The sequence below is a fragment of the Streptomyces milbemycinicus genome, from assembly GCF_002154605.1.
Classification (GTDB): domain Bacteria; phylum Actinomycetota; class Actinomycetes; order Streptomycetales; family Streptomycetaceae; genus Streptomyces; species Streptomyces milbemycinicus.
The window spans coordinates 1-13,486 of the sequence record NZ_MUNE01000736.1 but is presented as its reverse complement, the minus strand read 5'-3'; the positions used below and the strand labels follow the sequence as shown (position 1 = coordinate 13,486).

Annotated in this window: 11 protein-coding genes and 1 pseudogene; 6 read left to right on the top strand and 6 right to left on the bottom strand. The window is 70.5% G+C overall.

Annotated features, from left to right (window positions below):
* From CCN51_RS44440 to CCN51_RS44420, 5 genes and pseudogenes are all read left to right on the top strand, one after another.
* A pseudogene (locus CCN51_RS44440) lies at nt 1–747 on the top strand (NAD(P)/FAD-dependent oxidoreductase); the annotation flags it as partial.
* Between the two features lie 310 nt (nt 748–1,057).
* Nucleotides 1,058–2,068, top strand: coding sequence for a polyprenyl synthetase family protein (locus tag CCN51_RS44435; protein WP_014178700.1), 1,011 nt, complete (start codon nt 1,058–1,060; stop codon nt 2,066–2,068).
* Between the two features lie 261 nt (nt 2,069–2,329).
* The gene (locus tag CCN51_RS44430) at nt 2,330–3,538 is read left to right on the top strand and encodes a LolA family protein (RefSeq protein ID WP_014178701.1); all 1,209 of its coding nucleotides are present in this window, start codon (nt 2,330–2,332) and stop codon (nt 3,536–3,538) included.
* A 211-nt stretch (nt 3,539–3,749) separates the two neighbouring features.
* Entirely contained in the window at nt 3,750–4,730 is a 981-nt protein-coding gene (locus tag CCN51_RS44425) for an ABC transporter ATP-binding protein (RefSeq protein ID WP_193383800.1), read from the top strand.
* Entirely contained in the window at nt 4,717–5,616 is a 900-nt protein-coding gene (locus tag CCN51_RS44420; RefSeq protein ID WP_014178703.1) for an ABC transporter permease, read from the top strand. Before CCN51_RS44425 ends, CCN51_RS44420 begins: the two co-directional genes overlap by 14 nt.
* Nucleotides 5,617–5,697: 81 nt before the next feature.
* On the opposite strand, the gene CCN51_RS44415 is transcribed toward CCN51_RS44420, so the two are convergent.
* From CCN51_RS44415 to CCN51_RS44405, 3 genes are all read right to left on the bottom strand, one after another.
* Nucleotides 5,698–6,684 carry a M28 family metallopeptidase gene (locus tag CCN51_RS44415; RefSeq protein ID WP_055413993.1) on the bottom strand — a complete coding sequence of 329 codons (987 nt, stop codon included), beginning with the start codon at nt 6,682–6,684 and terminating at the stop codon, nt 5,698–5,700.
* Nucleotides 6,685–6,979: 295 nt separating this feature from the next.
* On the bottom strand, nt 6,980–7,978 hold the full coding sequence (gene rarD, locus CCN51_RS44410) for an EamA family transporter RarD (RefSeq protein ID WP_055413994.1): 999 nt from the start codon (nt 7,976–7,978) through the stop codon (nt 6,980–6,982).
* A gap of 119 nt (nt 7,979–8,097) precedes the next feature.
* On the bottom strand, nt 8,098–8,955 hold the full coding sequence (locus CCN51_RS44405; RefSeq protein ID WP_014178706.1) for an SDR family oxidoreductase: 858 nt from the start codon (nt 8,953–8,955) through the stop codon (nt 8,098–8,100).
* A 130-nt stretch (nt 8,956–9,085) separates the two neighbouring features.
* On the opposite strand from CCN51_RS44405, the gene CCN51_RS44400 reads away from it, so the two are divergent.
* Nucleotides 9,086–9,475, top strand: coding sequence for a winged helix-turn-helix transcriptional regulator (locus tag CCN51_RS44400; RefSeq protein WP_055414269.1), 390 nt, complete (start codon nt 9,086–9,088; stop codon nt 9,473–9,475).
* A 137-nt stretch (nt 9,476–9,612) separates the two neighbouring features.
* Here CCN51_RS44400 and CCN51_RS44395 read toward each other — a convergent pair whose 3' ends face one another.
* From CCN51_RS44395 to CCN51_RS44385, 3 genes are all read right to left on the bottom strand, one after another.
* The gene (locus CCN51_RS44395; protein ID WP_014178708.1) at nt 9,613–10,722 is read right to left on the bottom strand and encodes a 2-oxoacid:ferredoxin oxidoreductase subunit beta; all 1,110 of its coding nucleotides are present in this window, start codon (nt 10,720–10,722) and stop codon (nt 9,613–9,615) included.
* Complete coding sequence (locus tag CCN51_RS44390; protein WP_014178709.1) at nt 10,715–12,667, bottom strand: 2-oxoacid:acceptor oxidoreductase subunit alpha; 1,953 nt, start codon at nt 12,665–12,667, stop codon at nt 10,715–10,717. The genes CCN51_RS44395 and CCN51_RS44390 overlap by 8 nt, the downstream gene beginning before the upstream one ends.
* Nucleotides 12,668–12,975: 308 nt before the next feature.
* Nucleotides 12,976–13,486 (bottom strand): LuxR C-terminal-related transcriptional regulator (locus tag CCN51_RS44385; protein ID WP_086860866.1); only part of this gene is annotated, 511 nt, incomplete at its 5' end.

Genomic DNA, 13,486 nt, shown 5'->3' with positions numbered 1-13,486 from the left:
TGAGCTGTGCGAGACGGGCCCTCTCCCACCGGGCCCGTCTCGCACAGCTCACAACACCGCGACCTGGGGCGGTTCGCCGGGCGTGAGGTGGTGGTGGTCGGGGCCGGGCAGTCGGCGCTGGAGTCCGCGGTGCTGCTCGCGGAGGCGGGCGCCACGGCGGTGCGGGTGGTGGCGCGGGGGCGGCGCGCGGTCGCGTTCGGCGCGCCGCCGGACCGTCAGCCGCGGCTGCGCCCCGAGTCGCCCTTCGGGCGGGCCTGGTCGCTGTACGCGCTCTCGTACCACGCCGCGGCCTTCAGGCGGCTGCCCGCGCCGGCTCGGCGGTATCTGGTCCGCACGGTGCTGGGGCCGCTGGGTGCCTGGTGGCTGCGGGAGCGCTTCGCGGGGCGGGTGCAGGTCACACAGGGGCAGCGGGTCACCCGGGTGGAGGTGGAGGGCGGCGGGCGCGTGGCGCTCTCCCTGCGCGGCGGCGGGCGCGCCGGTGAGCTGGCCGCGGACCATGTGATGGCCGCGACCGGTTACCGGATGAATGTGGCGGCGCTGGGCTTTCTCGGGCCGGAGCTGAGGGCCGAGGTGGTGAGCAGGGCCGGAGGGCCGTGGCTGGACGCGGGCTATGGCTCCTCCGTACCGGGCCTGTACTTCACCGGGCTGCCCGCGGCGGCGAGCTTCGGGCCGGTTATGCGCTTCGTCTGCGGCACGGAGTACGCCTCGCCCCGGTTGGCGAAGGCGGTGGCGCTGGCCCATGGGTGACGGTCGGTGTGGCCATCCGCCCGAGGAAGCTGTGCGGCGGCGGATGGCACAGCCGATCACGGATTGACCGACTGTTGATCAGTGATCGACCCAGAGTCGATCACTGAATGATCGGGGACCCGAACACGTTTGATCTGCCGGTGAGCGCGGAGAATGTCGTGGGGAGCCGGTCGGCGGAGCGCCGGAAGTGATAGCTCGCACAAGGCGGGAAGGCGCCCATGGTGATCGCCAGCCGACCGGATACGCTGCCTTTAGTGGAGACAGCGACACATCGACATTGCGTGTGACCGCAGGCAGACAGGAGTACCCCGTGAGCGTCGTCGGGCCCATCGGGCTGAGCGTGCGGGACCGGACTCTGGAAGCCGATACCCAGGCCGGGCTGACAGCCGTCGAAGAGGGCCTGCTGGAGGCCACGAAGAGCGACGTGCCGTTCATCACCGGGGCGGCCCAGCATCTGATGCGGGCGGGCGGCAAGCGGTTCCGGCCGCTGCTGGTGCTGCTCGCCGCGCAGTTCGGCGACCCGTACGCGCCCGGGGTGGTGCCGTCCGCCGTCGTGGTCGAGCTGACGCACCTGGCGACGCTCTACCACGACGACGTCATGGACGAGGCGGACGTCCGCCGCGGTGTGGCCAGCGCCAACGCCCGTTGGGGCAACTCGGTGGCGGTGCTCACCGGCGACTTCCTCTTCGCCCGCGCCTCGCACATCCTGGCCGATCTGGGCCCGGAGGCGGTGCGGATCCAGGCCGAGGCGTTCGAGCGGCTGGTGACGGGGCAGATCCTGGAGACGGCGGGGCCGAGGGACGGCCAGGACCCGATCGAGCACTACCTGGATGTGCTCCAGGGCAAGACCGGCTCGCTGGTCGCGGTCTCCGGACGGTTCGGCGCGATGATGTCGGGGGCCGACGAGTCTGTCGTCAGCATCCTCACCCAGTACGGCGAGCGGCTGGGCATCGCCTTCCAGTTGGCCGACGACGTACTGGACATCGCCAGCGACAGCCATGAGTCGGGCAAGACCCCCGGCACCGACCTGCGGGAGGGCATCGCCACCCTCCCCGTGCTCCATCTGCGGGCGCAGGCGGAGGCGTCCGGCTCCGCCGAGGACCGCGAGCTGTGCGAGCTGCTGACCGGAGACCTCAGCGACGACGGGCTCCACAGCGAGGTGCTGCGGCGGCTGCGCGCCCACCCGGCGCTTGAGCAGGCCCGTCAGGACACGCTTCGCTATGCGGAGGAGGCCCGCGCGATGCTGGCGCCGCTGCCCGAGGGGGCGGCGAAGGCCGCGCTCGAGGGGCTGTGCGACGCGGTGGTCCACCGGGCCGGCTGACCGCCTCCGTCTTCCCCGCTGCCGTCCGGGCCCTCGTCTTCCGCTGTTTCGGCCCAGGCTTCCGGCTTCTTCGGTTCAGACCTGCGGCGCATCGGGTCCTACCTCAGGGGTACCCAGAGGTGATCCTGTCGGCTGACGCGCCAAGACGGTCGATTTGGTGGGATTGAAGGACCACCACATGGCGGTATCGGGTGACAATGGCCCGAGAGGTGGACGAGTGCGAGGCTGACAACCGCCGCCGACGACGGAGGTAGAGCACATATGGCACGGATCCGACCGACACAGGTCGCTGACGACGGTTTCTGGGATGAGGACCGACCGAAAGGGCGCCATAAAGCCGTCCGGTACGCCGCCCCGGTGGCGGTGGCCGGCATCGCGGCGGCGACGATCGGGCTGGTCCCGGCCCTCGCCAGCACCGGGTCCCCCGATCTGCCGAAGATCACGGCAGAGGAGCTGATCAGCAAGATCGCCGCATCGGACGCCGAGCAGCTGTCCGGATCGGTGAAGATCACGACCGACCTGGGCATACCCTCCCTGCCCGGAGGCGTCTCGCTCGGCGACCTCGCGGGCGGGCAGCAGGGGAAGGGCGACGCCGCGCCGGAGTCCAAGCTCGCCGAGCTCGTGTCCGGCTCCCACACCCTGCGGGTGGCTGCCGACGGACCGGAGCGGCAGCGGGTCTCGATCATCGAGAAGGCCGCCGAGTACAGCGTCATCCACAACGGCGACGAGGTGTGGGCGTACAACAGCGCCGACAACTCCGTTTACCACGCCAAGTCCCCCGAGAAGGCCGCCAAGGGCGACCACCGTCGTGAGGCGCCCGGGGACCTGAGCGACCTCACCCCGCGGGAGGCCGCCAAGAAGGCGCTCGCCGCCGTGGACGACACGACGCAGGTAAAGGTCGACGGCACCGCGAGGGTTGCCGGACGGGACGCCTACCAGCTGCTGATCCGTCCAAAGCAAAGCGACTCAACGGTCGGCTCCATCCGTATCGCCGTGGACGCGCACAACTGGGTGCCGCTCAAGTTCACCCTGGAGCCCAAGAGCGGTGGCAAGGCGGCGATCGATGTGGCCTTCACCGAGGTGGACTTCGGCAAGCCCAAGGCGAGCAGCTTCCGCTTCACCCCGCCCAAGGGCGCCAAGGTCACGGAGGAGGGCCGCGCCGAGCACAAGGCCAAGGCCAAGGGCGAGGAGCAGGGCCTGCGCGAGCTGTCCAAGTTGAATGTGGTCGGCAAGGGCTGGGACTCGGTGGCGCGGCTGGACCTCCCCGGCGGCCTGCCCGCCAGCGCGAGCGGCGGGGGCGGGCCCAGCGAGTTCCTGGGCGGCCTGGGCAAGAAGGTCAAGGGGGACTTCGGCTCGGGCACGGTGCTCAGCACCCGCCTGGTCAACGCCTTGATCACCGATGACGGCAAGGTCTTTGTCGGCGCGGTCGACAAGAGCGCCCTGATCGACGCCGCGGACGCGGCCAAGTGACCGCTTGACGAAGGGGGAGCCCGTGGAGGAGCCGTCCGCCGAGGACACGGCCGGGGCGCCGACCGCCCGCGCGGTGACCGACGCCCCGACGAGCGCCGGGACCGATGCCGGGACGGGCGCCGGGCCCGACACGCTTGCCGATGACGTGACGGGCGCCGGGCCTGACGCGGTGGGCGCCGGGCCTGACGCGGTCGGTGCCAGGCCTGACGCGGTGGGCGCGACGGGTGCGGCGGTGGAGACCCGCGGGCTCACCAAGCGCTACCGAGGCGGACAGCTCGCGGTCGACGGGCTCGACCTGACCGTGCCGCGCGGCAGCGTCTTCGGCTTCCTCGGGCCCAACGGCTCGGGGAAGACGACGACCATCCGCATGCTCATGGGCCTGATCGAGCCTACGGCGGGAAGAGCCCGGGTGCTCGGCGCGCCCATGCCGAGCGCCGCCCGCAGCGTGCTGCCCAGGGTCGGGGCCCTCATCGAGGGCCCCGCCCTGTACCCCTTCCTGAACGGCCGGGACAATCTGATCCGCTTCGACGCCGCCGACCCCACCGCCGATCCCCGCACCCGGGCCGCGCGGGTCTCGGCCGCCCTGGAGCGGGTGGGCCTCTCGGCCGCGGCGCGTAAGAAGGCCCGCGCGTACTCCCTCGGCATGAAACAGCGCCTGGGCCTGGCCGCGGCCCTCCTCCAGCCGCGGGAACTCCTCGTTCTCGACGAGCCGACGAACGGCCTCGACCCGCAGGGCATGCGGGAGATCCGCGCGCTGGTGCGCGAGCTCGCCGACGACGGCACCACCGTCTTTCTCTCCTCCCACCTCCTCGATGAGATCGAACAGGTGTGCACTCATGCGGCGGTCATGGCCCAGGGCAGGCTCATCGTCCAGGGCACCGTCGCCGAGCTGGCGGCCGGCAGCCGCGGCCGGCTGTCCGTCACCACCCCGGACCCCGCGGACGCGGTCCGCGTCCTGAAGGAACACGGGGTGACGGACATCGTGGTCCTGGACGAGCGCGTCACAGGGGAGCTGCCCTCGGCCGCGCCCACTTCCGCCTCCGGCGAGAGCGCTCCGCCGCTCGACCTGGCGGACCTCAACGCCGCCCTCGTACGCGCCGGGGTGCGGGTCCGGGCCTTCGGAGCGGAGCGGGCCTCGCTCGAGGATGCGTTTGTCGCGCTGACCGGGGAGGGCTTCGATGTCGCAGGCTGAGGTCAAAAGGGCTGCCGGGGCGCCGGCCCGGCGGCCGAGCCCGCTGTGGACGCTCGCCCTGTTCCGCAGCGAGCTGGGCACCACCTTCCGCCGCTGGCGGACCATCGCCCTGCTCGGCGTGCTCGCGGCCATCCCGGTCCTCACCGGAATCGCGGTGAAGATCGAGACGAGCGACGGCGGCTCGTTCGGGGAGGGGCGCGGGGGAGACGGCCAGGGCCCCGCCTTCTTCTCCCAGATCACCAACAACGGCATCTTCCTGGTCTTCGCCTCGCTGGCGGCGACGCTGCCCGTCTTCCTGCCGATGGCCATCGGCGTGATCGCCGGTGACTCCATCGCGGGCGAGGCGGGCTCGGGCACGCTGCGCTATCTCCTGGTCGCACCGGCCGGGCGGACCCGTCTTCTCCTCGCCAAGTTCACCACTGTGATGGCCTTCTGCCTGGTCGCCACGGGTGTGGTGGCCGCGGCCGGACTGGCGACCGGGGCGCTGCTCTTCCCCCTCGGCGATGTCACGCTGATCTCGGGAACCACCGTCTCGTTCACGGACGGGCTGCTCAGGACCCTGGCCGTGGCGGGCGTCGTGGCGTACTCCCTCATCGGCGTCGCGACGGTGGGCCTGTTCATCTCGACCCTCACCAGCAGCGGGATCGCGGCCATGGCGGCGACCGTCGGGCTGCTGATAACGGTGCAGATCCTGGACACCATCCCGCAGCTGCACGCGATCCAGCCGTATCTGTTCCCGCATTACTGGCTGTCCTTCGCGGACGTCCTCCGGGACCCGGTCTACTGGGACCAGCTCACCAAGAACTTTGAGTTGCAGGCCCTTTACGTGGCGGTGTTCGGTTCGGCCGCCTGGGCGCGATTCACCGCGAAGGACATCACCGCCTGAGCCGTACGGCGACGACGGCGGTCGCGGGTGGCGAAACCCCGCGACCGCCGCTCAGCGCTCAGCCGTCGGCTGGGCTCGCCGTCAGCTGCTGAGGGTCCAGATGGCGTACGCGATGGCGTCGGTGTTGCGGTCCAGCGCGGTGTCATTGATGTTGCTCGAGGTGTCGCAGGACCGGTGGTAGCAGCGGTCGAAGGCCTGGCCGGAGGTGCCGCCCCACTTCTGGGCCTGGGCGGCGGTCTTGGTGTAGTCGGCGCCGCTGAACAGCCCGCCCACCGGCACGCCCACGTTCTTGAACGGCGCGTGGTCGGAGCGCCCGTCGCCCTCCGTCTCGATCTCGGTGGGCACGCCCTTGGTCGCGAAGAAGTCCTTGAACACGGACTCGAGGCGCGCGTCGTCGTCGTAGACGAAGTAGCCCGGGTTGGGCGAGCCGATCATGTCGAAGTTGAGATACGAGTCGATCTTCGCGCGATTCGCGGTCGACAGGCTGTTCACGTAGTACCGGGAGCCCACCATGCCCAGCTCCTCGGCGCCCCACCAGCCGAACCGGAGGTGCTTTGTGGGCTGCAGCCCCGCCCTGGAGACAGCGAGCGCGGTCTCCAGGATGCCCGCCGAGCCCGAGCCGTTGTCGTTGATACCGGGGCCGGCCGTGACGGAGTCCAGATGGGAGCCCGCGAACACCACGTTGTCGGTGTCGCCGCCGGGCCAGTCGGCGATGAGGTTGTAGCCCGTGGCACCGCCGGAGGTGAACTGCTGCACGGTGGTGGTGAATCCGGCCGCGTCGAGCTTGGCCTTGATGTAGTCGAGCGAGGCCTTGTAACCGGGGCGGCCATGGGCGCGGTTGCCGCTGTTGGCGGTGGCTATGGACTGCAGCTGGCTCAGGTGGGCCTTGACGTTGGCGACCGGGATGTCGGGCGCTGCGAGCGCGGCCGCGGCCGCCGGGGCCGGTGTCGGTCCGGCCGGTGGCAGCGGCGCGGCGGGCGCCGCGGTGGCCAGGGCCGCGACGAGCGCACCGGCCGCTGTGGCGGCGGTGGCGGCCCGGCGTATCAAGGATCTTCCGGTTGACGACATGGGGGGCTCCGAATTCCGAACGAGGACAGGACGGAATGAACGTGTCGCTGTGTGGTGCACGCACCCGGTGGGGCGGGGAGCGCTGAAGCGGTGGCACGGCGTAGCTGTGGCACGTGAGTGCGGAGTGTCGCAAAGGCAGATGCTCCGGGTCCGGTTGACGCCGCGTCAAGGGCATAAACCGGACACCGGCCGCCGCATATCGATCCCGTGCGCGCTTTTACGGTCGTGCCCGCCGCGCCCCTGCCGGTCCTCAGCAGGGCTTCAACAGATCCTCAGCAGGTCCTCGGCAGGTCCTCTAGCCGAGGACCGGGTCCTCGGCCGCCGTGCCGCCGTTCTGCGCCGTCGCCGCGGCGGCCCGCTCCGAGGCCGCGCGCAGCTGTGCCCGCGCCCGGCGGGCCGTACGCAGCGCGTCCCAGGTGAGCAGGGCCAGCGCGAGCCATACGAGGGAGAAGCCCGCCCACCGCTCGGGCGGCATGGACTCGTGGAAGACGGCGACGCCGAGCGCGAACTGGAAGATCGGGGCGATGTACTGCAGCATCCCGATCGTCGACAGCGGCAGCCGTACGGCCGCCGTTCCGAAGCAGATCAGCGGCAGCGCGGTGATCAGCCCGCTGCTCACCAGCAGCGCCGAGTGCCCGGCGCCCCCGCTGCCGAAGGTGCTGTCCCCGTGCGCGGTCAGGAAGATCACGAAACCGAGCGCGGGCAGGAACTGGACCGCGGTCTCGGCGGCGAGCGATTCCAGTCCGCCCAGGCCGATCCGCTTCTTGGCCAGGCCGTAGGTGGCGAAGGAGAAGGCGAGGGTGAGCGCGATCCAGGGCAGTGAGCCGTAGCCGACCGACAGCACGGCCACGGCGGCCACGCCGACGCCGACCGCCACCCACTGCACCGGCCGCAGCCGCTCGTGCAGCAGCAGAACGCCGAAGCCGATGCTGACCAGGGGGTTGATGAAGTATCCGAGCGAGGTCTCGACGACGTGGCCGCTGTTGACGCCCCAGATGTACAGGCCCCAGTTGACGGAGATGACGGCCGCCGCGATCGCGATCATCCCCAGCCGGGCGGGCTGCCGCAGCAGCGGACGTATCCAGGACCAGCGGCGCAGCGCGAGCAGTACGAGGACGACGGCCACCAGCGACCACACCATGCGGTGGGCCAGGATCTCGACGGCCCCGGCGGGCTCCAGCAGCGGCCAGAAGAGGGGGACCAAGCCCCACATGCCGTAGGCGGCGAAGCCGTAGGCGAGTCCGCTGCGCTGCTGAGACTGGCTCTCCGGCTTCACATGTCCTCCCGGCGGCATGGCGACCCGTCGAAGGTAGCGCCGAAGCGGCCCGCCTGTCATTTACGTATCGTCATACGGTCATGACAAGCGGGCCGCTGTGCCGCCGCTGGGGGATTAAGGGTGCCCCGCCCCGGCGCTCAGTCCTTGAGGGCCGTCGCGATCGAGTCCGCGATGGGGGTGGTCGGCCGGCCGATGAGGCGGGAGAGGTCGCCGGGTGTGCCGGCCAGCCGGCCGCGGGAGATCGCGGCGTCGACGTCCACCAGGATCTCGGCCAGCGGCTCGGGAAGGCCGGCGCCGGTCAGGATGGTCTTGTGGGTCTCGGGCGGCACGGGGCCGTACGCGATCTCCTTGCCGGTCTGTCCGGCGATCTCGGCTGCGTACTCCTCGAAGCTCCAGGCCGTGTCGCCGCTGAGCTCGTACGCCTTGCCCTCGTGGCCCTCACCGGTCAGCACCTCGACGGCGGCGGCCGCATAGTCGGCGCGCGAGGCGGAGGCGACGCGGCCGCCGGCCGCGCTGTTGACGACGGCGCCGTGCTCCAGCACGGGGGCCAGCTGCTCGGTGTAGTTCTCGTGGTACCAGCCGTTGCGCAGCAGGACGTACGGCAGGCCGGAGGCCTGGATGGCCTGCTCGGTGACCTTGTGTTCATCGGCCAGGGTGAAGTCGGCCGCGGGGCCGCCGAAGACGCTGGTGTACGCGAGCAGGGCGACGCCGGCCTCCTTGGCGGCGTCGATGACGGCCTGGTGCTGCGGAACGCGCTGGCCGACCTCGCTGCCGGAGACCAGCAGTACCTTGTCGCCGGCGGCGAAGGCGCCCTGGAGGGTTTCCGGCCGGTTGTAGTCGGCGATGCGCAGCTGTACGCCGCGTGCCGCGAGGTCGGCCGCCTTGTCGGCGTCCCGCACCACGGCCACGATCTGGTCCGCGGGGACCTTCTCCAGCAGGCCCTCGACGACGAGGCGGCCGAGGTGGCCGGTGGCTCCGGTGACGACGATGCTCATGTCTGTTTTCTCGCTTTCATCCTCTTGGTATCGGTCTGTGAGCCACCCTAGTGTTGACGCTAACCATTTGAAAGTACCCACTTTGAAGTAAGGTACGGGCATGCCGGTTAGTGAAAAGGTCACCGAGAAGATGCAGGGCGTGCTGATAGGTGGTTCCGAGGGCGCCATGTGCCCGTCGCGACTGGTGCTGGAGCATGTCACCAGCCGCTGGGGCGTCCTTGTCCTCAGCGTGCTGATGGATGGGACGCACCGCTTCAGCGAGGTGCGGCGCGCGATCGGTGGTGTCAGCGAGAAGATGCTGACGCAGACCCTTCAGACCCTGGAGCGGGACGGCTTTGTGCACCGCGAGGCGTATCCCGTCATTCCGCCGCATGTGGACTACTCGCTGACCGAGCTCGGCGAGGAGGCGGCCCGACGGGTGTGGGCGCTGGCCCAGTGGACGAACGAGAAGGTCCCGGAGGTCTTGGCCGCCAGGGAGGCGTACGACGCCGCCAAGGCCCCAGCCGCCAAGGTCCGATAGGACCGGGTGCCCGCCCAGGGCGCCGTCAGACGCTCCGGGCGGGCACCCTCCCCCAGCTACCGCTGGGAGGCGCCCCTCCGTGTACTTCGTGTATGTACGCGCCTCCCGTGTACGGGCGGGCGCGGCCCTCCGCCGGGTCAGCCGACGACGGTCCAGGTGTCTTGGCCGGCGAGCAGGGCGCCGAGGTCGCCCTTGCCCTTCTGCTCCACGGCGGCCTCGAGCTGGGTGGTCATCTGGGCCTCGTAGACCGGGCGGGCGACATTGCGCAGCACCCCGATGGGGGTGTGGTGCAGGGTGTCGGGGTCGGCGAGGCGGGTCAGCGCGAAGGCATTGGTCGGCGAGGCGGCGTGCGCGTCGTGGACCAGTACTCCCGCGGTGCCCTCCCGGGTCACATCGATGACCTTGAGGTCGCCGGTGGCCGGGTCGCGGACGACGCCCTTGGAGCCGAGGCCGTCGCCGCCGTCCTCCTCGCTGAACGGCGCGCCGAAGCGGATCGGCTTGCCGTGCTCGAGGCGGATGACGGCCTCCAGCGCCTGGTCCCTGTCCTTGAGGACTTCGAAGGCGCCGTCGTTGAAGATGTTGCAGTTCTGGTAGATCTCCACCAGCGCGGTGCCCGGGTGGGCGGCCGCCTCCCGCAGCACCTGGGTGAGGTGCTTGCGGTCGGAGTCCACGGTGCGGGCGACGAACCCGGCCTCGGCGCCCAGCGCGAGCGAGAGGGGGTTGAAGGGCGCGTCGAGCGAGCCCATCGGCGTGGACTTGGTGATCTTGCCGACCTCGGAAGTCGGGCTGTACTGGCCCTTGGTGAGGCCGTAGATCCGGTTGTTGAACAGCAGGATCTTCAAGTTGACGTTGCGGCGCAGCGCATGGATCAGGTGGTTGCCGCCGATGGACAGCGCGTCGCCGTCACCGGTGACCACCCACACCGACAGATCGCGGCGCGAGGCGGCCAGGCCCGTGGCGATGGCGGGGGCACGGCCGTGGATCGAGTGCATCCCGTACGTGTTCATGTAGTACGGGAAGCGGGAGGAGCAGCCGATGCCGGAGACGAAGACGATGTTCTCCTTCGCCAGGCCGAGTTCGGGCATGAAGCCCTGGACGGCGGCGAGGACCGCGTAGTCACCGCAGCCGGGGCACCAGCGCACTTCCTGGTCGGACTTGAAGTCCTTCATGGTCTGCTTGGCGCCGGCCTTCGGCACCAGTGAAAGCGCGTCGACGGAGGAGAGCCCTTCCGCGATCGTCTCAGTCATCGATGGCCTCCTTAAGGGCCGTCGCAAGCTGCTCGGCCTTGAATGGCAGCCCCCGCACCTGGGTGAAGGAGCGGGTGTCGACCAGGTACTTGGCGCGGAGCAGGGTGGCGAGCTGACCGAGGTTCATCTCGGGCACGACCACCTTGTCGTAGCGGGCCAGGACCGCGCCGAGGTTCCCCGGGAAGGGGTTGAGATGGCGCAGATGGGCCTGGGCGATGGCATCTCCGGCAGCGCGGACCCGGCGCACGGCGGCGGTGATCGGCCCATAGGTCGAACCCCAGCCCAGCACCAGCGTGCGGGCGTCGCCGGTGGGGTCGTCCACCGTGATGTCCGGTACCTCGACGCCGTCGACCTTGGCCTGCCGGGTGCGCACCATGTGGTCGTGGTTGGCCGGGTCGTAGGAGATGTTGCCGGTGCCGTCCTGCTTCTCGATGCCGCCGATGCGGTGCTCGAGGCCGGGGGTGCCGGGCACCGCCCAGGGGCGGGCGAGCGTCTCGGGGTCGCGCTTGTACGGCCAGAAGACCTCGGTGCCGTCCGCCAGGGTGTGGTTGGGGCCGCTGGCGAACCGGACCCGCAGATCCGGCAGGTCCTCGAGGTCCGGCACCCGCCACGGCTCCGACCCGTTGGCGAGGTAGCCGTCGGAGAGCAGGAAGACGGGGGTGCGGTAGGTCAGCGCGATACGCACCGCGTCCAGCGCCGCGTCAAAGCAGTCCGCCGGGGTCTTGGGGGCCACGATCGGCACCGGGGCCTCGCCGTTGCGCCCGTACATCGCCTGCAGCAGATCGGCCTGTTCGGTCTTGGTGGGCAGACCGGTCGACGGGCCGCCCCGCTGGATGTCGACCACCACCAGCGGCAGTTCCAGGCTGACCGCGAGCCCGATGGTCTCCGACTTGAGCGCCACGCCGGGGCCGGAGGTGGTGGTCACCGCGAGCGCCCCGCCGAAGGCGGCGCCCAGCGCCGCGCCGATGCCCGCGATCTCGTCCTCGGCCTGGAAGGTGCGCACGCCGAAGTTCTTGTGCCGGGACAGCTCATGCAGGATGTCCGAGGCGGGCGTGATCGGGTACGAGCCCAGGAACAGCGGCAGATCCGCCTGGTGCGAGGCCGCGATCAGCCCGTACGACAGCGCCAGATTGCCGGAGATGTTGCGGTATGTCCCCGGGGGGAACGCGGAGGAGGCGGGCGCCACCTCGTAGGAGACCGCGAAGTCCTCCGTCGTCTCGCCGAAGTTCCAGCCGGCCCGGAAGGCGGCCACGTTGGCCTCGGCGATCTGCGGCTTCTTGGCGAACTTCTGGCGCAGGAACTTCTCGGTGCCCTCGGTCGGGCGGTGGTACATCCACGACAGCAGACCGAGCGCGAACATGTTCTTGCTGCGCTCCGCCTCCTTGCGGGACAGCCCGAACTCCTTGAGCGCCTCGACGGTCAGCGTCGTCAGCGGCACGGGGTGGACGTTGTACCCGTCCAGCGAACCGTCCTCGAGCGGGCTCTGGTCGTAGCCGACCCTCGCCATCGGGCGCTTGGTGAACTCATCGGTGTTGACGATGATCTCCGCGCCGCGCGGCACATCGCCCAGATTGGCCTTCAGTGCGGCCGGGTTCATCGCCACCAGCACATTCGGCGCGTCGCCGGGAGTGAGGATGTCGTGATCGGCGAAGTGCAGCTGGAAGCTCGACACGCCGGGGAGGGTGCCGGCAGGGGCCCGGATCTCGGCCGGGAAGTTCGGCAGCGTGGACAGGTCATTGCCGAATGACGCCGTCTCCGAGGTGAACCGGTCACCCGTGAGCTGCATACCGTCGCCCGAGTCGCCAGCGAACCGGATGATCACCCGGTCCAGACGACGGACCTCTTTGCCGCCGTCCGACGCTCGCTGTCCCCCGACGAGCGTCTGCCCGTCCTGCTGATCGGCTGGTTCGGCCTGCTCGGCCGGGCTACTGACCTGGCTGGTCACTGATTCGGACCTCCCTTGAGGCGGCGCTCGTGGACATCGGTGCCGACCGGTTGTCCCATCGCCATCGTACGTCGGTAAGGGTCGCCTTCCCTGACCGGATCGCATAATGGACGCCCTGACGATGCCCCTTTATGCGGTGAATTGCCATGCTCTGCATGCGCCCCCGTACTCATGTCGAGCGATACTCCCCTTTCGGTCCTTGGACGTACGACGGATGTACGACTGCCAATTGACCGGCCGGGCCGGACCGGCCGGACCGGACCAGCCTGGCCTGGACACCCCATGCCCGTCTTACATCCCGCGCCGTCTCACGAGTCGAGATACGTCAGCACCGCGAGCACCCGGCGGTGATCCCCCTCGCTCGGCGACAGGCCGAGCTTGAGGAAGATGTTGCTGACGTGCTTCTCGACCGCGCCGTCGCTCACCACCAACTGCTTGGCGATCGCCGAGTTCGTACGGCCCTCGGCCATCAGACCGAGGACCTCCCGCTCACGCGGGGTGAGCCCGGCCAGTACGTCCTGCTTGCGGCTGCGCCCCAGCAGCTGCGCCACAACCTCCGGGTCCAGCGCCGTGCCGCCCCGGGCCACCCGCACCACCGCGTCCACGAACTCCCGGACGTCGGCCACCCGGTCCTTGAGCAGATAGCCGACGCCGCGGCTGTTGCCCGCAAGCAGCTCTGTGGCGTACTGCTCCTCCACGTACTGCGACAGCACCAGCACACCCAGTCCGGGGTGGTCGCGGCGCAGCCGGACCGCCGCCCGCACCCCCTCGTCGGTGTGGGTCGGCGGCATCCGTACGTCCGCGACCACCACATCCGGC

What these genes read in the sequence shown, in the direction of transcription:
- CCN51_RS44430 (WP_014178701.1), top strand. Translation starts at nt 2,330, where the DNA reads ATGGCACGGATCCGACCGACACAGGTCGCTGACGACGGTTTCTGGGAT.
- CCN51_RS44420 (WP_014178703.1), top strand. Translation starts at nt 4,717, where the DNA reads ATGTCGCAGGCTGAGGTCAAAAGGGCTGCCGGGGCGCCGGCCCGGCGG.
- CCN51_RS44415 (WP_055413993.1), bottom strand. Translation starts at nt 6,684, where the DNA reads ATGTCGTCAACCGGAAGATCCTTGATACGCCGGGCCGCCACCGCCGCC.
- rarD (WP_055413994.1), bottom strand. Translation starts at nt 7,978, where the DNA reads ATGCCGCCGGGAGGACATGTGAAGCCGGAGAGCCAGTCTCAGCAGCGC.
- CCN51_RS44405 (WP_014178706.1), bottom strand. Translation starts at nt 8,955, where the DNA reads ATGAGCATCGTCGTCACCGGAGCCACCGGCCACCTCGGCCGCCTCGTC.
- CCN51_RS44400 (WP_055414269.1), top strand. Translation starts at nt 9,086, where the DNA reads ATGCAGGGCGTGCTGATAGGTGGTTCCGAGGGCGCCATGTGCCCGTCG.
- CCN51_RS44395 (WP_014178708.1), bottom strand. Translation starts at nt 10,722, where the DNA reads ATGACTGAGACGATCGCGGAAGGGCTCTCCTCCGTCGACGCGCTTTCA.